Annotated in this window: 20 protein-coding genes; 13 read left to right on the top strand and 7 right to left on the bottom strand. The window is 33.6% G+C overall.

Annotation, left to right across the window (positions count from 1 at the left end):
* Positions 1–50 precede the first annotated feature (50 nt).
* From DXU93_RS03850 to DXU93_RS03840, 3 genes are read right to left on the bottom strand one after another with little or no spacing between them, the layout of a single operon-like run.
* Positions 51–587: an NADPH-dependent FMN reductase gene (locus DXU93_RS03850; RefSeq protein ID WP_116879943.1), complete on the bottom strand. Its 537-nt coding sequence runs from the start codon at positions 585–587 to the stop codon at positions 51–53.
* Between the two features lie 11 nt (positions 588–598).
* Positions 599–1435 (bottom strand): aminotransferase class IV, encoded by an 837-nt coding sequence (locus DXU93_RS03845; protein WP_165851330.1) that lies wholly within the window; start codon positions 1433–1435, stop codon positions 599–601.
* 7 nt (positions 1436–1442) lie between these two features.
* Entirely contained in the window at positions 1443–2072 is a 630-nt protein-coding gene (locus tag DXU93_RS03840; protein ID WP_116879941.1) for a rhomboid family intramembrane serine protease, read from the bottom strand.
* A 75-nt stretch (positions 2073–2147) separates the two neighbouring features.
* Here DXU93_RS03840 and DXU93_RS03835 point away from each other — a divergent pair, with 75 nt between their 5' ends.
* Both DXU93_RS03835 and rpe read left to right on the top strand, forming a co-directional pair.
* On the top strand, positions 2148–3755 hold the full coding sequence (locus DXU93_RS03835; protein ID WP_116879940.1) for a L,D-transpeptidase family protein: 1608 nt from the start codon (positions 2148–2150) through the stop codon (positions 3753–3755).
* Between the two features lie 64 nt (positions 3756–3819).
* Entirely contained in the window at positions 3820–4470 is a 651-nt protein-coding gene (gene rpe / locus DXU93_RS03830) for a ribulose-phosphate 3-epimerase (RefSeq protein ID WP_116879939.1), read from the top strand.
* Positions 4471–4586: 116 nt separating this feature from the next.
* On the opposite strand, the gene DXU93_RS03825 is transcribed toward rpe, so the two are convergent.
* Positions 4587–5066: a Dps family protein gene (locus DXU93_RS03825; protein WP_116879938.1), complete on the bottom strand. Its 480-nt coding sequence runs from the start codon at positions 5064–5066 to the stop codon at positions 4587–4589.
* A gap of 26 nt (positions 5067–5092) precedes the next feature.
* The gene (locus DXU93_RS03820; protein ID WP_116879937.1) at positions 5093–5296 is read right to left on the bottom strand and encodes a hypothetical protein; all 204 of its coding nucleotides are present in this window, start codon (positions 5294–5296) and stop codon (positions 5093–5095) included.
* Positions 5297–5512: 216 nt separating this feature from the next.
* Between DXU93_RS03820 and DXU93_RS03815 the strand changes: the two genes are divergently transcribed.
* Positions 5513–6088 carry an RNA polymerase sigma factor gene (locus DXU93_RS03815; protein ID WP_116879936.1) on the top strand — a complete coding sequence of 192 codons (576 nt, stop codon included), beginning with the start codon at positions 5513–5515 and terminating at the stop codon, positions 6086–6088.
* On the top strand, positions 6063–7214 hold the full coding sequence (locus DXU93_RS03810) for a tetratricopeptide repeat protein (protein ID WP_116879935.1): 1152 nt from the start codon (positions 6063–6065) through the stop codon (positions 7212–7214). Before DXU93_RS03815 ends, DXU93_RS03810 begins: the two co-directional genes overlap by 26 nt.
* Positions 7215–7292: 78 nt before the next feature.
* Here the strand turns inward: DXU93_RS03810 and DXU93_RS03805 are convergent, their stop codons facing one another.
* Together DXU93_RS03805 and DXU93_RS03800 are read right to left on the bottom strand one after the other, a co-directional pair.
* Positions 7293–8456, bottom strand: coding sequence for a 3-hydroxyacyl-CoA dehydrogenase NAD-binding domain-containing protein (locus tag DXU93_RS03805; RefSeq protein ID WP_240623416.1), 1164 nt, complete (start codon positions 8454–8456; stop codon positions 7293–7295).
* 39 nt (positions 8457–8495) lie between these two features.
* A complete protein-coding gene (locus DXU93_RS03800; protein ID WP_116879934.1) occupies positions 8496–9269 on the bottom strand; it encodes an enoyl-CoA hydratase-related protein in 774 nt (257 codons plus the stop codon).
* A 104-nt stretch (positions 9270–9373) separates the two neighbouring features.
* On the opposite strand from DXU93_RS03800, the gene DXU93_RS03795 reads away from it, so the two are divergent.
* The 9 genes from DXU93_RS03795 to DXU93_RS03750 all read left to right on the top strand — a co-directional run bounded on the left by DXU93_RS03795 (position 9374) and on the right by DXU93_RS03750 (position 18453).
* Positions 9374–9958 carry a pseudouridine synthase gene (locus DXU93_RS03795; RefSeq protein ID WP_116879933.1) on the top strand — a complete coding sequence of 195 codons (585 nt, stop codon included), beginning with the start codon at positions 9374–9376 and terminating at the stop codon, positions 9956–9958.
* Between the two features lie 118 nt (positions 9959–10076).
* The gene (locus DXU93_RS03790; protein WP_116879932.1) at positions 10077–12149 is read left to right on the top strand and encodes a T9SS type A sorting domain-containing protein; all 2073 of its coding nucleotides are present in this window, start codon (positions 10077–10079) and stop codon (positions 12147–12149) included.
* Between the two features lie 164 nt (positions 12150–12313).
* Positions 12314–13645: an MATE family efflux transporter gene (locus DXU93_RS03780; protein WP_116879930.1), complete on the top strand. Its 1332-nt coding sequence runs from the start codon at positions 12314–12316 to the stop codon at positions 13643–13645.
* The gene (gene fmt / locus DXU93_RS03775) at positions 13646–14605 is read left to right on the top strand and encodes a methionyl-tRNA formyltransferase (protein ID WP_116879929.1); all 960 of its coding nucleotides are present in this window, start codon (positions 13646–13648) and stop codon (positions 14603–14605) included.
* Positions 14606–14906: 301 nt separating this feature from the next.
* On the top strand, positions 14907–15179 hold the full coding sequence (locus tag DXU93_RS03770; RefSeq protein WP_116879928.1) for an HU family DNA-binding protein: 273 nt from the start codon (positions 14907–14909) through the stop codon (positions 15177–15179).
* A gap of 70 nt (positions 15180–15249) precedes the next feature.
* A complete protein-coding gene (locus DXU93_RS03765; RefSeq protein WP_116879927.1) occupies positions 15250–15933 on the top strand; it encodes a TrmH family RNA methyltransferase in 684 nt (227 codons plus the stop codon).
* 73 nt (positions 15934–16006) lie between these two features.
* Complete coding sequence (locus DXU93_RS03760) at positions 16007–16303, top strand: 30S ribosomal protein THX (RefSeq protein ID WP_116879926.1); 297 nt, start codon at positions 16007–16009, stop codon at positions 16301–16303.
* Between the two features lie 127 nt (positions 16304–16430).
* A complete protein-coding gene (serC, locus tag DXU93_RS03755; RefSeq protein ID WP_116879925.1) occupies positions 16431–17480 on the top strand; it encodes a 3-phosphoserine/phosphohydroxythreonine transaminase in 1050 nt (349 codons plus the stop codon).
* 13 nt (positions 17481–17493) lie between these two features.
* On the top strand, positions 17494–18453 hold the full coding sequence (locus tag DXU93_RS03750) for a D-2-hydroxyacid dehydrogenase (protein ID WP_116879924.1): 960 nt from the start codon (positions 17494–17496) through the stop codon (positions 18451–18453).
* The last annotated feature ends 55 nt before the right edge of the window (positions 18454–18508 follow it).

Here is an 18508-nt window from a genome sequence, read left to right as displayed (position 1 = left end):
TTTTAAAAAAAACACACTTTTTACAACATCACCCCCCTTAAAAAACAACCCTATTTTAAGGTTTTATTAATAAATTGATTTAACAACTCCTGATGTTCTTGCCTTAAATCTTGATGAATTATTCCATTTTCGGAATTAAAATTGTCATAAAAGGAAGGCAAGGAGAATACTGAAATGATATTAGCTCCGAACTTAGGTAATCGTGATTCGGCTGCATGTATTACATTTTTGGCTCCATATCCACCTGGTGAAGTTCCCATTAAAAATACAGGAATATCATTGAAAAATTTTAAAGAATGTCTCGAACACCAATCAAATAAGTTTTTGGCTGCAACGGTATACGATTGATTATGCTCCGCCAAAGAAAGTACTATTCCATCTGCAGATTGAAGTTTTTCGACAAATTGCTTTGCATTTTCTGGAATACCTTCTGCTTCTTCTAAATCTACTCCAAAAATAGGCAAAGGATAATCTGTAATATCAACCCACTCCACTTCTACTTGCTCTATCTTACTTAGAGTATATTTTACAAGTTGTTTATTAATTGATTGACTACTATTGCTTCCTGCGAATCCTATAATTTTCATAATATTAAGTTTTAAAGCGTGTCGTTCAGTAAGGTAATAAACTTTTTAGCAGCACTGTTCATGTATCTTTTTGTTCTGTAACCGCTCACCCAAACGACTCCATTAATGGCATTGGTCAAAAATATCTCATCGGCTACCAACAAATTTTGTGGAGTAATCGATGATTCATAAACCTTGATGTTGTTGGCTATGGCTAAATTGATAATTCTCATACGCATTGTTCCTCCCAAACAACCATCATTTAAACTCGGCGTATACAAAATTCCATTACTTACGATGAACATATTGGAATTTGTACTTTCAATTACGTTTCCATCTTGATTGGTAATCAACAAATCATCTAATCCTTTTTCCTTGGCTTCAATAGCACCTAAAACATATACCAAAGCATTTTTTGTTTTAAAATTAGCGAGTATATTATTATGTTTTTTTACAGTTGTATATAAATCAATTTCTAGGCCTTTTGAATTCAAGACAAACTCGTTTTTATCTAACGGATAAACCTCAATAAAAAATGTCACTTCATTGGTCAATGGTCGATAAGTACCTCCACTAGCTCTATCTACTGAAATACGAACTCTTCCACCTGCTGAGATATTTGATTTTTGAATCAATTCATTGATGCGATGCAAAAAAAACTCAGGTGTAAAATAGTTTGGAACCCTCATTTTAAGCACAGACATTCCTTCTAATAATCTATAAACATGAACATCAATATTTACGACCTTTCCATCTACAATGCGTATACTTTCAAACAATCCATCACCATACAAGTGCCCTCTGTTGGCTGAAGCCATTGTAAAACCTTCGTTGGGAATTATTTCTCCGTTGTTATTCACAAAGTTCATATTCATTCTAGCTTAAAATATATTCAAAAAATTCTGATCCTTTAGAGAAGTTGATCAATAATACATAGATGATTCCAAATATAGCACCTCCAAAATGGGCATCATGAGCAATACCGGTTCCACCCTTTTTACTCATATAATATTCAAAGGCCAAATATAAAATACCAAACAACCAAGCTGGAATTTCAAAAGGTATAAATAGTAAATATATCCCACCTTCAGGCATCCATAAGATAGAAGCAAACAATACTGCAGAAACAGCACCTGAAGCACCCAAACTCATATAGTTTGGATTGTTGTAATTTCTTGTATAAGGCCAAAGTGACGCAGCTAATCCACCTAAGAAATAAAGCAAAAAGAAATGCACACTACCCAAGCCTTCACCAAAATAATGAATAAATATGTACTCCATATTTTGACCAAATGAAAAGAGGACAAACATATTAAAGAATAAATGAGTCATATCTCCATGAATAAAAACATGAGAAAGGATACGGTAAAATTCATTATTGTGATTGACTTTATACGGATAAAAAATCCATTTGTATTTCATTTCAGCATCTTTAAATGCCTTTAGTGAAATGATTACAGTGGCAATAATAATTGCAATTGTTACGGGAAAATTAATTAATTCCATATCTATATGTTAACCTTTTATAAGATGTGCGTCCTCAAGTAAATAATTCTTATTTTTATAATGTAATCTCACACTATGAAAAACAAAATATACTTTTTTTCTATACTACTCTCTTCTTTACTTTTGTTCACTTGTTGTGGAAACGACGATGAATTTAAAGAAAATGAATTGAATGGCAGTCAAAAAGAGGAGCAAAAAAACATAAGAATTGATAAAATTACGATTGACGACCTAAAGATTAAGGACTCTTATAAATCGTGGCTTCATGAACTATATGAAAAAGTAGACTATACACCATTTTGGATTCAAAAAAACATGGATAAAGATTCTATTGGAAAGTTTCTCAATTACATCAATTCTGATGTCACATTAAATTTACCTTTCAAGTATTTATCTAGTCCTACATTCCTTCAAAAGGATGCACCAATTAAAAAGGAATTGTTAAGTATTTTGAGATGTGCAAGCTTTTTATCGCTTAAAGACACTACGATAATTAATTATCAAAACAACTCATTGGTTCCAGTTCAACTGGTCTCTCAAGATGCTTTTCTTCAATTCATTCAAGAAAAGTCACCTGAAGAAAACTGGATTCATCACCTTCTGCATTACAAAGAAAACAATCCGCAACTAATTCAATTGCATTTAGCGCTAAACGAATTCACTTCAAATTTCGGTGTCGAAAACAACGTCAATGAAAAGATCTATTTAAAAACGCCAGAAGATAGTTTGGCAAGACTTTTCATCACACAACAATTGAATCTGAGAAACTATCTTAATGATACAATTTCGGACACAACATTAATCAAAAATAAATTACGTGAATTTCAACTCCTAAACGGATTAAACACAGATGCTAAATTGGGCAAAAACACCATGGAGGCGCTTAAAGAAACAAATTACTCTCGCTATATCAAAGGTGTTATTACCCTAGACAAGATGCGGCTAACACCTGATTCTCTTTTGAACACCAAGATGATTACCGTAAATATTCCCAGTTATAATTTAGCCTTTTTGATTGACAATAAAGTTGTGAATACTTCAAAAATAATTATTGGGACAAAAAACAATCAAACCCCGGAATTTGCTTCTGTAATGAAATACATCGTGGTAAATCCATATTGGAATGTTCCCTATTCAATTTCAAGTCGAGAGATTTTGCCAAACCTCAAAAAAGACTCCACCTATTTAGCCAAAAAAAATTATGAAGTCCTCGATAATGGAAAAAATCCTATCAACACGGATAGCATAAATTGGAATATGTACAATGCGAGAAACTTTCCATTCTTTATTCGTCAAAAACCAGGTCCAAGCAACAGTTTAGGAAGAGTAAAACTCATGTTTCCAAACAATCAATCGATCTACATTCACGATACTCCATCAAAGTATTTATTTGCAAAAGACCATCGTGCATTTAGTCATGGATGCATTCGAACTCAATCTCCATTTCAATTGGTCAATGATATTTTAGTTGCTGAGGAACATCCATATTTGGATTCAATTGAGGTTTTCAAGAAAAAAGAGGAAGAGACATATTTGATATTAAATGAGAAATTTCCTGTGAATCTTGTTTATCATACTGCCGGAATAAATGATTCTACGCAACAAATTCAATTCTATAAAGATATCTATACCAAAGAAAAAGCTTTATATCAATTGTTCGAAGCTCCATTTAAGGAGTTTTAAATTCAATTTTATTGGCGGTTCCACTCCACAAGAAATTCTTATTTTTGTGAAAAAACGAAAAGATATGAGTACGATTGTTTCCCCTTCTGTATTATCTGCAGACTTTGCAAATTTAGAGCGTGATGTTAAGATGTTAAACAGCAGTGAAGCTGAATGGTTACACATTGATATTATGGATGGTCAATTTGTTCCTAACATTTCATTTGGTTTACCTGTTATGAAAGCGATTCACAAACATGCAACAAAACCTTTGGATGTGCATTTAATGATTGCTACGCCTGATGATTACATCTCAGAATTCAAAGATGCAGGAGCTGAAATTTTAACTGTTCATTATGAAACTTGTACTCACCTTCACAGAACTTTACAACGTATTAAGAGTGAAGGAATGAAAACTGGTGTTGCTTTAAATCCGCATACACCTGTTGATTTATTAAAAGATATTATTCACGACATCGACTTGGTTTTGATCATGTCTGTTAATCCTGGATTTGGAGGTCAAAAGTTTATTCCACAAGCAGTACAAAAAGTAGCTGCAATAAAATCAATAATCAATGAAGCGGGTGCAAAAACACTTATCGAAGTTGATGGAGGTGTAAATCTTGATACAGGAAAACAACTGGTTGAAGCTGGTGCAGATGCTTTGGTTGCCGGTAGTTTCGTTTTTGGTTCTGAAAATCCTGTTGAAACCATCAGTAAACTAAAAGTATTATAGTTGAAACTCCAATTGGATGATCACAAAAAAAAGCAGTAAATTAAAGTTCAAAGTAGACTACTTCTAGCTTTAATTTACTGCTCAACTTAATCTATAGAATTGAATCTATTACTTAATTAATCTTCTTTGTTGAAAGAACTCAACATCCAGTGCATTTTCTCTCTTCTTCTCATAAATCCTGTCACCAAGTCATCTGTTGAAATATCACCAATTTCTCTTGCTGTTTCGATTGTTTCAACCATGAATGAGAAAAGAATTTCATAATCTCTAAGGATCTCTTCGATAATTTCTTTCGAACTTAAATCCGTTCCTGTTTCTTCAATTTCTGAAACTTCCAAGTATTCCTTTAGTGTACTTATAGGTGTTGCTCCAAAAACTCTAATTCTTTCGGCGATTTCATCAATTTCACCTACTACCTCTGTGTATTCTGCTTCGGTTGTTTCGTGAATATCAAAAAACTCACCTCCTGTTACATTCCAGTGATAGTTACGTAATTTTTGATAGTGTACATGTAAATTCGCCAATAATGAATTCAAATTTTCTACTACTCTTTCTGATTCTTCTGAATCAAAACCTAAATTTTTAAACTCTTTCATTTTATCTTTTTTTCTTTTTTGATTTCTTATTTATTGTCATCTCCCAACAAATTAAGGAGTTGTTCTTTGTATTCTTTCAATGCCTTAATAAAATCATCACTTTCTTCGTCTTGATCATTTGGAATTGTCTGAGGCGATTCCATTAAATGCTCATAAACTGCAGGTTTTTCATCACGTAATTTGTTTGTCAATTCATTGATTTCTTTCTCTAACGCTTCTTTCTTGTTCATAGTTAATTTTTTAAGTAAAACATTGATATTTCTAAATGTAACAAGAATGTCCGATTTTTTTACAAATTCAACTATTAAAAAAACTTAAATTAAATGTCATCGATTTATATCAAAGTGCTACTTGTACAACACATTTATTCTGTTTTTGTTTAACAGCACATAAAATAATTGCAATATATTTATGGAAAATTAGAATATTTTGATCTCAATAAATAGATGAGCAGAACTAGAAAGAAATTCTTAAATTATTCTGACAATGAATTGTTGTCTGAATTTCGCAGCAACCAAGATAAAAAAATCATTGGTGAACTTTACAATCGTTATGGTCATCTGGTAATGGGTTCATGCCTCAATTACCTCAAAAATAAAAGTGATGCTGAAGACACGGTAATGGAAATATTCATAAAATTAGGTGATAAAATTCAAAAGCACGAAGTAAAATACTTTAAGTCTTGGTTGTTTATCCTGACTAAAAATGAATGTTTGATGCAATTGAGAAAGAAGAAAGATTTCAATTCGGAATTGAATGAAGAGCAAGTTGCATATACTGATGAAGTTAAAGAGAAACAAATTCAGGAAATTAAGCTCAGTGAATTAGAAAGTGCTATAGATGCGCTTGAACCTCCGCAAGACACTATCATCCGTCTTTTTTATTTAAAACAGCTTTCTTATAAGGAAGTAAGTGATCAGCTCAACATCACGCTGAATAAAGTCAAAAGCGCAATTCAAAATGGAAAGCGTAATTTAAAAATTAAACTCAAGGAACATGATCTTTTTAAATATACTAAATAGAATTTTTGGTCCGAAAAAGCCACTTTCACGTCAAGATATTGATGCGTTAAAATCTGGTCAATCTACTACCCACGAATTAGATTCCAAATTAGCCAATTCTGAATTTGACCGAAATGCCATGGAAGGTTGGAAAAGCACATCTGGAAAGACTTCTAAGGAAATGTCAAATCTGGATCAAAAAATGGATCAATTCGTTCACAATGAAAATACAAAAGGAGGAAATTCGAAAGGAATGGCTTTAAGTTTTGCTTTATTTTCTGCAGCAATGATAGCCATTATCGCCTTTACATATCAAGGCAATAAAGCAGTGGAAACTAAACCCGTTGAAACGCAAATTGTAGCCAATGAACGTACACAAGCAAATAATAAGTCTTCTACTATTGACCAACTTTCTCCTATTCAATTAGAAAAGCAAATTACTTCAAAAGAATTGATGGTAAATCAAGAGAAATCTGACAACTCAAAACAGTCCAACATTTCAGTAGATCAAAATTTAGAACAGGATGTTCTAGAAAAAGAACAAATTGAATTGACAGACGATCATCAATTAAAACTCCCTATTCAATCATCTGGTAAAATTCCTAATGCTTCTCCTTCAAACTTGGTTCATAAATCAGCGAAGGAGGTTTACATCGCGGGACTTAAAAACGTTGATTATCGCGCTTACAGAAATCGTCCGATGACTAAAAAGCCAGATTTAAACATTGGAGTTCCAGCGAGTAAATCCTCAAAAGAAGAGGAAGACAAATTTACTTCAGCAAAGTCACATGAAATAACTTATATCAATTATTTAACGACTGCTTCTAATAACTTTAAAAACAGACGTTATAAATTGGCCTTAAAACATTATTTAAACATCATTGAAACATATCCAGATGATGTTAATGCTAATTTTTATGGAGGACTTTGTTATTTTAATTTAGGTGAATTTGATCAAGCTTTAAAGCTACTTAAACAATCTTACTCACTACAATATGGAAATTTTAAACAAGAAGCTGAATGGTTTTCTGCAAGAGCCTATTTAGAACAAAATAAAGTATCTACAGCTAAAAATTTATTAATTAAAATCAAGAAGCAAGAAGGATTCTATAGTAAACAAGCTGAAGAATTACTTAAGGAAATTTAGATTTATAAACATAAAAAAAACACCAGTTTAGCCTGAGCTAAACTGGTGTTTTAATTTATTTTCAGTCAATGAATTAAGCTAGAAGAAATTTTGCTGTTTCTTCACCATTCTTTTCAACATTGGACTAGGTCTATAACGGTCTTCACCATACTCTTCAAATAAGTCTTTTAACTGATTAAGTACATTATCAAGTCCTATTTCGTCTGCCCAACGTAATAACCCTTTCGGATAATTTACACCTTTGGTCATTGCTAGATCGATATCTTCTTTTGATGCAACATTTAAGAATAAAGCATCAGCAGCTTCATTAATTAACATAACCAAAATTCGGTTTAAAATCTCTTTTCCTAATTCCTCATCCTTGTTTGGTTCAACTGCTTTTGCATTTTCGCTATAATCATAATACCCTCTCCCCGACTTACGTCCGTAATAACCGGCCTCAGAGTGACGTTTTTGTGTAAATGATGGTTTATAACGTGGATCGTAATAGAAGGCTTTAAATACCGTTTCAGTCACCGTATAATTCACATCATTTCCAATATAATCCATTAAAGTAAATGGTCCCATTCTAAAACCACCTAATTCTTTCATGGCCCAGTCAATGGTTGCAAAATCTGCAATTCCTTCTTCGTAAATTCGCAAAGCCTCACCATAAAAAGGTCTTGCCACACGATTTACGATGAATCCTGGAGTGTCTTTCGCCAATACAGTTACTTTTTCCCAAGAATCAATAATTTGTCTTGCTTGGTCTTTTACTTCATCACTTGTTTGAACAGCTGGAATAATTTCTGCCAACGGCATTAATGGCGCAGGATTAAAGAAGTGTATTCCAATTACTCGTCTAGGATTTTTCAAAATTGAACCAATTGCAGCAATAGAAAGTGAAGATGTGTTCGACGCCAAGATACAGTCTTCATCAACGATAGATTCCAACTTAGAGAAAACCGAATGTTTAATGTCAATATTTTCAACAATCGCTTCGATGATTAATCCAGCACCTTTAAAATCTTCTACCTCATTCGAAAACAAGATTCTTCCGAAAACTTCATCACCAAAATCTTGCGTCCATTTCCCTTTTTCAATCAAACGTTCGATGATTTTAAGCAACTTTTCTTTGGCAGTATTGATCGCTTCTTGGTTTACATCCACCAAAACAACTTTGTGTCCCGATTGTGCAGCAACCTGAGCAATTCCAGCTCCCATTGTTCCTGCACCAAGTACACCTACTTTAATTTTACTCATATTCTAATTTCTTGATTTTATTCTAAAATAAGTTTTGTTTTACTTCCCTTGGAATTCTGGTTTGCGCTTTTCTAGAAAAGCTTGAGTACCTTCCTTAAAGTCTTCCGTTGAACCAGCAATAGCTTGAAGCTTCTCTTCTAATTCAAGTTGTTCCTTCAAAGTATTATTGAATGACTCATTTACTGCCTTCTTCGTCAAACCATATCCTTTCGTTGGCATTTTCGCCATTTTAGCAGTCATTTTATTGATATAAGCATCGAATTCTTCATCTTCAATTGCCTTATAAATCATATTCATCGCCTCTGCTTCAGCCGCCGGAACTTTGTCGCCAGACAACATTAAAGCAAGTGCTTTTTGAGCCCCTACTAAACGCGGTAAAAAGTATGTTCCACCTGAATCTGGAATCAATCCAATTGCAGAAAATGCTTGAATAAATGTAGCCGATTTCTTTGCAACCACCATATCACAAGCCAATGCTAAGTTTGCTCCTGCACCTGCTGCTACTCCATTCACTGCCGCAATAATTGGTTTTTCAATGGCACGCAATTTTAAAACAATTGGATTATAATGATCACCTACAATTTTCTTTAATGGTGGCCCATTTGGATCTGTTGCTTCTGCCAAATCTTGCCCTGCACAAAATGCTTTTCCTTCACCTGTGATTACAATTACACGAACTGCATCATCTTGTTCGCAGTCATCTAGGGCCTTTTGAACAGCAAAAGCTAATTCTTGATTAAAACTATTGTATTTATCTGGACGGTTAAACTTTAAAGTTGCAACACCGTTTTCTTTTGAAAATTGTAAAACCATTTTTTTATCTTTTTTGCTAAAAATAGAAAAGAATCATGCACTAGCAGTACTTCATCTTTGATTTTTCGAATAATTCTATACATTTTTGAAAAAAATCATTGAACATGAAGAAATATTACTTCGCTATTTTTAAACCTTTCGATATGCTCTCCCAATTTACAGGAGATGAAAACGCTAGTCTTTTAGGTGATCTATATAACTTCCCAAAAGATGTTTATTCGATTGGTCGACTCGACAAAACAAGTGAAGGACTACTTCTACTCACAAACGATAATGAATTTAAAAACAAAGTTTTAGACCCAAAAAACAAACTCACTAAAACATATTATGTTCAAGTGGATCACGACATCACACCAGCAGCTTGTAAAGCATTAAGTGAAGGCAAAATAAAGATAAAACACAATGGAAAACAACATCAAGTTGCGACAGCAAAATGCCAAAAAATAAACGAACCTGATTTGCCTGAAAGAAGTGTTCCTATCCGTTTTAGAAAAGAAATTCCAACCAGTTGGATCTCCTTAACACTCAAAGAAGGAAAAAATCGACAAGTGAGAAAAATGACGGCCGCAGTTGGTTTTCCTACATTAAGATTGGTACGGTATTCTGTAGGAAATTTCACCATCGACAATATGAAACCCGGAGATGTTGTCGAAATTCATCCCAATGAAGTAATTCCAAACTGGATGTAAAATTAGATAAAATAAAGACCCACTCAAGAAAGTTATTCCTTTTACAAAAGCTTGCTTAATGGTTCGACTTCTTTTTTATCAAAAAAAATTATGTACTTTTATTTAAAATTCTTAAACAATGCGAATACCCGTATTCATTTTTACCTTTTTGACTTCAATTTCTTTGTGGAGTCAGGACTATAACAAGTCTAACTTTAGCATCAAAAAATCAAATACAATTTCTGAATTCAAAGGCCAAGGACCTTTTCAAGAAAAAGTCAATAATTTGGAAATGCCCTCACCTGGAGGAACATCCGCAAAATCTTATTTATTAAGACAAAAGCAAAAAAGTAAAAACTTTTATAAAAATTATAAAGGTGTAGGTCAAGCTTCATTTTTAAAGTCAACTGCACAACCAATTGTTGGTGATTCGATGGTTCCAAAAAGATGGTATAATGGAACACAATATCCTGTTTATGGAGGTATTCCAAGTGATAATACCTTAGCCGTTTCTAATGATGGAGTACTTCTATTGTCTATGAATAGCACTGTTTGGGCATACGATATGAATACTGACACCACACTTTTCGAAGATCAAAGCATTTCTTTAAGACACTTCGTAGATGGACTAGGATTAAGTAATTACTACGATCCCAAACTTGCTTATGACCCAGAAATGGATCGCTTTATTTTAGCTTTACTTAAAGATAATGAACCTTCTACAAGTGAAGTTATCATGTGTTTTAGTTCGACCAACGACCCACGTGACCCTTGGTATGTTTATAATTTACCAGGAAATCCATTAAACAACAACAGATGGACAGATTTTCCAACAATTTCTGTTACACATGACAAAATTTATTTCTCGGCAAATTTGATTATTCCTAACGAACCATGGCAAACAGGTTTTGACGGTTCAATCATTTGGGAAATGGATAAATTTGAAGCTTTTTCTGGAGATACAACGATGCAAGCTTCGTTATATGATAATATTACTTATGATGGTGACTACCTAAGAAATCTGCACTTGGTAACTGGAGCAAATGGAAATACGGCTACTCAATATTTACTTTCTAACCGAAATTTTGATGTACAAAACGATTCTATTTTTATGGTTGAAATCGCAGAAGGCAGTTTAAATATTTCTGCTTTAAAAGCTGATACACCTTATGGCGTTCCCCCAAATGCTAGACAACAGGACACTGATACTTCTGATGCAACTAACGGATTACAAACCAATGATGCACGAGTTTTAGGTGCAATTTTGATTGATGATGAAATTCAATTTGTAAGTAATACCGTTAACCCAAACACAGGTTTCAGTGCGATTTATCACGGTGTAGTTTCAAACATTTACAACGGTCCTTCTGTTACAGCAAACATAATCGGTGATCCAGTGAAAGATTTTGGCTATCCTAATATTGCATGGTCTGGAAATGAAGCTTGTGACCGCGAAGTAATTATTGCTTTCAACCACTCTTCTTTTACTGACTTTCCTGGGAATTCAACAGTGTATTGTAATAATGAACGACAATATTCAGAGGTTTTAGAAATCAAAGCAGGAGAAAACTATGTAAATCGTTTAAGTAGCAGCTATGAAAGATGGGGAGATTATTATGGACTTCAACGAAAATACAATACAGGAGAAATCTATTCATTTGGTTACATGGTCATGGTGAACAATAGAAACACTGGATTCTTAACACAATTGTATAGTCCAGACACCAACCGATTAGTTGTAAAACTTGAAGTTGAAAATTACGAACTTTGTAACACAACTTTAAAAGCTTCAACAATAGGTGGAGTTGCACCATTTGAATACTCATGGAACAACGAAACTTTCACTTCAGACAATCAATATATTGGTGGATGTACAAATGACACTGTTCAATGTATTGTTAGAGATGCACGAGGTTGTATAGACACCTTAAACTATATTATCCCTCCAAATACCAACTCATCTGGGAGCATCTACCCCAACCCAACTTCTGATTTTGCTGCAATTCAATTTACTATTGAAGAACCACAAACGGTTTATTTAGAGATTTATAATTCAAATGGACAATTAGTCAAAAGATTAGAAACCTTACCAGCCAAAAAAGGATTAAATGAATATCTTTTCACAATGGATCCTTTGTCAACAGGAGTTTATACAGTCCAATTGATTTCAAATGAAGAAATACTCAAACAAGAAAAAATTGTAAAAGAATAAGATCAATAAAATTGATGATGGAAAAACCAGTGCATTTTGTACTGGTTTTTTTATGAAACCACATATTTATCCAATCCAAATCAAAGTATTTTAGACTATTGTTTACAATAATCGATAGTCCAACAAAACGATTGATTATTTTTGCCAGACATTGAGAAGTACACATGCAATTATCCATTACATACAAACAAATTCTAAAGGTTGCATTACCTCTGATGCTGGGAACATTTATCCAATCTATCGTAATGATTACCGACGCCTCTTTTTTGAGTCGTTACAGCACCATAAGCTTTGACGCCAGTGGAAATGCCGGACTGATATATGTTACGCTCTTTATGGGACTAACAGGTCTTGGTGACGCTGCACAAATCATCATGGCCAGAAGAATAGGACAAGCAAAAGTAAAAGCGCTGAACGCTACTTTCCAATCTGCTTTATTCGTTATCACATGTTTTGCAATGGTTTTCTTTTTGTTCATCCAGTTCAACATTGGTGATTTACTGATGGATTTTTCCAAGAACAAAATATTAGCCCAAGAGCAAATAGACTTTCTTTCCATTCGATCTTACGGATTCTTTGTTGGAATTTTAATGCTCACCTTAAACAGTTTTTTCATGGCCACAGGAAAAACATGGGTAATCATGGTCAGCACTGCATTTTTTGCTGCTTCAAATATCATTCTTGATTATTTACTCATATTTGGTTTTTGGAATATTGAGCCCTTAGGAGTTGAAGGAGCCGCTCTTGCCTCTGTGATATCAGAAGGATTAACCACTGTGGTTTTATTGATTTTCTTATTTACTTCTAAAGAAAGACACATTTACGGTATATTCTCTAAATTCCAAGTGACACTTTTGAGTTTAAGAAATCTATTTCAAGTAGGACTTCCTTTATTAATCCAAGGCTTTTTCGCATTGGCTACTTGGACTGTTTTTTTCATCTGGATAGAACAGATGAGTACCTATGATCTAACTGTTTCACAAAACATTCGTGCAATTTACTTTTTAGCCTTTGTACCAATCTTCGGGTTTGGAGCCACCACAAAAACTTATATTGCGCAATACATGGACCATAAGGAAACTTATATTATTCCTAAAATCATTCGAAGAATACAGTTCCTCACATTAATTTTTCTGTTGGCCATATTTCATGGTGCCTTATTGTATCCTGAAACATTAATTTCAATCATTAATCCAGAAGAAGCTTATATCAAAGACAGTGCATATATTTTAAGACTCGTTTTTGGTTCCATCATTATTTTTGGAGTATGTACCCCCTATTTTCAAGCCATCAATGGTTCTGGAAACACGAGAATCACACTTCTTATTGAAATAATAGCAATGATCGGTTATATTCTTTATGCTTATTTCACGATTAAAGTTTGGGAATGGAGTATTTCAGCCATTTGGACTGTAGAATACCTCTATTTCATAACCTTAGGAGGATTATCAATATTATATTTGTCTATATTTAATTGGCGTAAAAAAGAGTACTAAATGAAAGAAAAGAAAGATTTGAATATCGTTTTTATGGGGACACCTGAGTTTGCTGTAACCATTTTAGAAAAGCTTATTAAGGAAGAATACAATATCAAAGCTGTTGTAACTGCACCAGATCGACCAGCAGGAAGAGGTAGAAAATTAAAAGGAAGTGCCGTAAAAGAATGTGCGATCGCAAATGATTTACCTGTTTTACAGCCAACATCCTTAAAAGACGAATCATTTATTGAAGAGTTAAAACAATGCAAAGCTGATTTATTCATTGTTGTGGCCTTTAGAATGCTACCTGAAATAGTTTGGAAAATACCGGCAATGGGTACTTTCAACCTTCATGGATCATTATTGCCACAATATAGAGGTGCAGCTCCAATCAACTGGGCTGTAATCAATGGAGAAACCGAAACAGGTGTTACTACCTTCTTTATTGATGAAAAAATTGACACTGGAGAGATTTTAAAGCATGATACCATGACCATAGGAGAAAATGAAACGGCAGGTCAACTACATGATAGGATGATGGTTTTAGGTGCACAAACAGTTGTTGATACGGTAGAAATGATTCGTAAAGGAGAAGCCAATCCACAACCACAATCTGAGAAAGATTTAAAACTGGCTCCTAAAATATCGAAACAAGATTGTTTATTAGATTTAGATCAAGCGATTGTCAAAATACACAATTTCATTCGTGGTATGTCTCCCTACCCTACAGCTTGGATTAAATTACAGCACATTGAAAGTAAAGAAGAGAAAACCTTAAAAATCTTCTCTTCGGAAGTCGTAAATAGTGAAAATGGTAAGCCTTTAAAACTAATAAAGGAAGAAAAAAAGCTATTGTTAACGACACCCAATGGAGCTTTGGACTTAAAAGAAGTTCAATTACAAGGTAAAAAACGCCTAGACGCGAAGTCATTTTTAGCTGGATTTCCAGTAGATGAATGGCAGATTATCACTGAATAGCCCATAAAACCGAGTTTTTTTTCAAAAAATCTACTGAGAATTCACAAAAAAAGTAAAATTGAATCAGAAGCAAAAAGTGAACAAGCATAAACAGCTGATTTTAAACACTTAACAAAAACATTACAAAGCAATAAAACAGCGCTAAACATCAAAAACAAAGGCGTTTAGCGCTATTTACCCCCAAATTTTCATGATTTTTTTTGTGTATTCTTTGATTTTTTTTTCTGAAACACTTGTGAGTAGTGGATATTCCGCTATATTTGTTGGAGTATAATTTTTTACAAATAAAAAAACCATAACTATGAACAAAGCAGAATTGATCGAAGCAATGGCTTCAGAAGCTGGATTGTCAAAAGCAGACTCAAAAAAGGCTTTAGACGCATTTATTAACGCAACAACTGGATGTTTAAAAGACGGTGACCGTTTATCTTTAATCGGATTTGGTTCATTCTCTATATCTAAGCGTGCAGCTAGAACTGGAAGAAACCCTCAAACAGGTAAAGAAATCCAAATTGCAGCTAAAAATGTAGTTAAATTTAAAGCTGGTTCTGAATTGGCTTCTGCAGTTAACTAGGAGCAATTTCTTTAAAAAAATTGTTGGGAGCCTCTAAAGCTCCCTTTTTTTTTGTTTAATACATTTATCAATGCAAGAGAAATTACTAGAGGCTTTATATCAAATTATCACACCAGAAAAAGTTGAAAAATTTGAACGAATTGCTGCTGAAAGAACAAGATATGCTACCGTAGCTGTAGAGAACTTATTTCAAGAACACAATGCGAGTGCTGTAATGAGAAGTTGTGATTGTTTTGGAATACAGGATTTACACATCATTGAACAAGACAATAAATTCAATGTTAATCGTGACATAGCTTTAGGTGCGGGACAATGGGTAGACCATCATCACTATACTGATATTTTATATCCAACCACGACATGTATTACAACTTTAAAGGAGAAAGGTTATAAAATTGCTGCCACTACTCCACATACAGACGCTTACACCATCAATAATGTTCCTTTGGATGAACCAATTGCTTTTGTTTTTGGAACAGAGCAAACAGGACTTTCTGAGAAGGCTTTAGATTTGGCTGATTATTATGTCAAAATACCTATGGTTGGATTTACAGAAAGTTTTAATATTTCAGTTTCTGCAGCACTCACCATGAATACCATTCGTACCAGATTAGAAAATATGGAAGGGCTAAATTGGAAATTAACCAAGGAAGAACAAACGGCCTTAAAAATTGAATGGTGTAAAAACATCATCAGGAATCCAGACAATGTTATTAAAGATTTCATCCGTCGGATAAAAGAAGGAGAGCTCTAAAAACTCCACAAAAATTCTTTTTATTAGTCTAAAATTCTTACATTTAGCAAACAAACTAAAAATTTTTTAGAACATGGGAAGAGGTGATGTAAAAACAGCAAAAGGAAAACGATTTAGAGGTTCATATGGTAAAACCAGACCAAGAAAATCTGGTACAGGAATTCAAATTACAGGAACGCAACCCAAGGAACCTAAAATTACAACGGCAGCAAAGTCTGAAGACAAGAAAAAAGCAACCAAGAAAAAAGAAGCAAAGGCGCCTGTAAAAAAGAAAACTACAGCTGCTAAAACTACTGCCAAGACTAAAACTTCAGCAAAAAAAGAAGAAAAGCCAAAAAAGAAAACGACTAAAAAGAAAGCAGAAGAATAAACATTCATATAATCTATCAAGAGTCGACCAAAGTGTCGGCTCTTTTTATTTAAAAATTCATTTTATTTTAATCGTAAAATCACGAGTAATTCGATGATTTATTAACATATTTGTAAAAAAAAGTATTATGAAACATAATTTTGGAGCAGGACCATGTATTTTACCTCAAGAGGTCTTTAAAGATGCTGCAGCGGCAGTACTCGATTTCAACGGATTATCAATTTTGGAAGTATCACATAGAAGTGCAGATTTCGTAAAAGTTATGGAAGAAGCCCGTGAAAATGTGAAAAAGGCCTTAAATGTACCTGAAGGATACACGGTACTTTTTCTACAAGGTGGTGCAAGTCTTGGTTTTTTAATTTCAGCGTATAATTTTGCTGGAAAAAATAAAAAAGCAGGTTATGTAAATACTGGTACTTGGTCAACTAAAGCAGTTAAGGAAGGAAAAAATGCTGGATTGGAAGTAATCGAAATTGCTTCTTCAGAAGATAAAGGATTCAATTACATTCCTGAATTAAATGATATTCCAGAAGATTTAGACTTCATCCACTATACATCAAATAATACGATAGCTGGAACACAATTTAAATCTATTCCAGAAACAAACATTCCATTGATTTGTGATATGTCATCTGATATATTCTCACAACCAATTGATGTTTCTAAATTTGATCTAATTTATGCAGGAGCTCAGAAAAACTTAGGTCCAGCAGGTTCAACTTTATACATTGTAAAAGACAGCGTTTTAGGAAAATCTACTTTAGATATCCCAACCTATTTAGATCTTCAAGTTCATGCTAAAAAGGACAGTATGTTCAATACTCCACCAGTATTTTCAGTATATGTAGCAAACTTAAACTTGAAATACATGATCAAGAATGGTGGTGTTGATGCCATTGCCAAAAGAAATGAAGAAAAAGCTGAATTGTTGTATAATGAAATTGACAACAATCCAAACTTCGAAGGAACAACGGAAGTAAAAGACCGTTCCTTAATGAACGTTACATTTAGATTAACAGATGACAGCAAAAAAGAACGTTTTGATCAACTTTGGAATGATGGTAACATTGTAGGTTTAAAAGGTCACAGATCAGTTGGTGGATACAGAGCTTCAATGTACAATGCATTAGAAATTGAAAGCGTTAAAGCATTGGTTGAAATAATGAAAGCATTATAAAATTATTAGTTAAATGAAAATATTAGCAAACGACGGAGTTTCGTCAGAAGGTATAGAGAAATTAGAAAAAGCAGGATTTACTGTTGTTACTGAGCACGTTAAACAAGACGAGCTTATTGACACAATAAACAAGGAGAACTATGTTGGATTACTTGTTCGTTCTGCAACAACTGTTAGAAAAGACCTCATTGATGCATGTCCTAATTTGAAATTTATTGGACGTGGTGGTGTTGGAATGGACAATATTGATGTTGAATATGCACGTGAGAAAGGATTGACTGTTGAAAATACACCTGCAGCCTCTTCACAATCAGTTGCTGAATTAGCAATGGCTTCAATGTTTACCTTGGCGCGTTCAACTTATGATTCTTATAAAGAAATGCCTAAAAATGGACATTCTGAATTTAAAAGTCTAAAGAAGAAATACAGTAAAGGAGTTGAATTAAGAGGTAAAACACTTTTGATTATCGGTTTTGGTAGAATCGGTCAGGCACTTGCTAGTTATGCATTAGGTGTTGGAATGAAAGTTATTGGTGTTTCTCTTCAAGAAGAAGACATCGAGGTTCCTATTCAAATTGAAGGTGTTGGTGAGGTTGTGAGTACAATTACTACAACAACAGACCTTAAAGCAGCTTTACCAAAAGCAGATTTCATTACCATGAATGTTCCTAAACCAGCAGATGGGAAATCTGTTATCACAAGTGAGGAATTCAAAATAATGAAAGATGGAGTTAGAATCATCAACGTTGCACGTGGAGGTGTAATTGATGAAGATGATTTATTGAAAGCTTTAGAAAGTGGAAAAGTGGCTGCAGCATCTTTAGATGTATTTGAAAAAGAGCCTACTCCAAGAGTTGATTTATTAGAAAATGAAAAAATTGCAAACACTCCGCACATTGGAGCGGCAACAACAGAAGCACAAGGTAGAATCGGAACTGAATTAGCAGATAAAATTATCGCTACATTCAAATAAATTCATCTCAATATAAATTATGAAAGCGCTTAACAAACAGTTAAGCGCTTTTTTT

Origin of the sequence: Brumimicrobium aurantiacum, from assembly GCF_003402975.1 — a bacterium.
Lineage (GTDB): Bacteria > Bacteroidota > Bacteroidia > Flavobacteriales_D > Crocinitomicaceae > Brumimicrobium > Brumimicrobium aurantiacum.
Note: the sequence above shows the minus strand (reverse complement) of the source record. Positions and strands in the feature narration are given on the sequence as shown.

Bases quoted from the DNA above. Each gene is read 5' to 3' on its own strand.
- DXU93_RS03840 (WP_116879941.1), bottom strand. From the start codon at position 2,072: ATGGAATTAATTAATTTTCCCGTAACAATTGCAATTATTATTGCCACT.
- DXU93_RS03765 (WP_116879927.1), top strand. From the start codon at position 15,250: ATGCAAGAGAAATTACTAGAGGCTTTATATCAAATTATCACACCAGAA.
- DXU93_RS03850 (WP_116879943.1), bottom strand. From the start codon at position 587: ATGAAAATTATAGGATTCGCAGGAAGCAATAGTAGTCAATCAATTAAT.
- DXU93_RS03825 (WP_116879938.1), bottom strand. From the start codon at position 5,066: ATGAAAGAGTTTAAAAATTTAGGTTTTGATTCAGAAGAATCAGAAAGA.
- DXU93_RS03805 (WP_240623416.1), bottom strand. From the start codon at position 8,456: ATGAGTAAAATTAAAGTAGGTGTACTTGGTGCAGGAACAATGGGAGCT.
- DXU93_RS03835 (WP_116879940.1), top strand. From the start codon at position 2,148: ATGAAAAACAAAATATACTTTTTTTCTATACTACTCTCTTCTTTACTT.
- DXU93_RS03815 (WP_116879936.1), top strand. From the start codon at position 5,513: ATGAGCAGAACTAGAAAGAAATTCTTAAATTATTCTGACAATGAATTG.
- DXU93_RS03770 (WP_116879928.1), top strand. From the start codon at position 14,907: ATGAACAAAGCAGAATTGATCGAAGCAATGGCTTCAGAAGCTGGATTG.
- serC (WP_116879925.1), top strand. From the start codon at position 16,431: ATGAAACATAATTTTGGAGCAGGACCATGTATTTTACCTCAAGAGGTC.
- DXU93_RS03845 (WP_165851330.1), bottom strand. From the start codon at position 1,435: ATGAACTTTGTGAATAACAACGGAGAAATAATTCCCAACGAAGGTTTT.
- fmt (WP_116879929.1), top strand. From the start codon at position 13,646: ATGAAAGAAAAGAAAGATTTGAATATCGTTTTTATGGGGACACCTGAG.
- DXU93_RS03750 (WP_116879924.1), top strand. From the start codon at position 17,494: ATGAAAATATTAGCAAACGACGGAGTTTCGTCAGAAGGTATAGAGAAA.
- DXU93_RS03780 (WP_116879930.1), top strand. From the start codon at position 12,314: ATGCAATTATCCATTACATACAAACAAATTCTAAAGGTTGCATTACCT.
- DXU93_RS03820 (WP_116879937.1), bottom strand. From the start codon at position 5,296: ATGAACAAGAAAGAAGCGTTAGAGAAAGAAATCAATGAATTGACAAAC.
- DXU93_RS03790 (WP_116879932.1), top strand. From the start codon at position 10,077: ATGCGAATACCCGTATTCATTTTTACCTTTTTGACTTCAATTTCTTTG.
- DXU93_RS03795 (WP_116879933.1), top strand. From the start codon at position 9,374: ATGAAGAAATATTACTTCGCTATTTTTAAACCTTTCGATATGCTCTCC.
- DXU93_RS03810 (WP_116879935.1), top strand. From the start codon at position 6,063: ATGATCTTTTTAAATATACTAAATAGAATTTTTGGTCCGAAAAAGCCA.
- rpe (WP_116879939.1), top strand. From the start codon at position 3,820: ATGAGTACGATTGTTTCCCCTTCTGTATTATCTGCAGACTTTGCAAAT.
- DXU93_RS03760 (WP_116879926.1), top strand. From the start codon at position 16,007: ATGGGAAGAGGTGATGTAAAAACAGCAAAAGGAAAACGATTTAGAGGT.
- DXU93_RS03800 (WP_116879934.1), bottom strand. From the start codon at position 9,269: ATGGTTTTACAATTTTCAAAAGAAAACGGTGTTGCAACTTTAAAGTTT.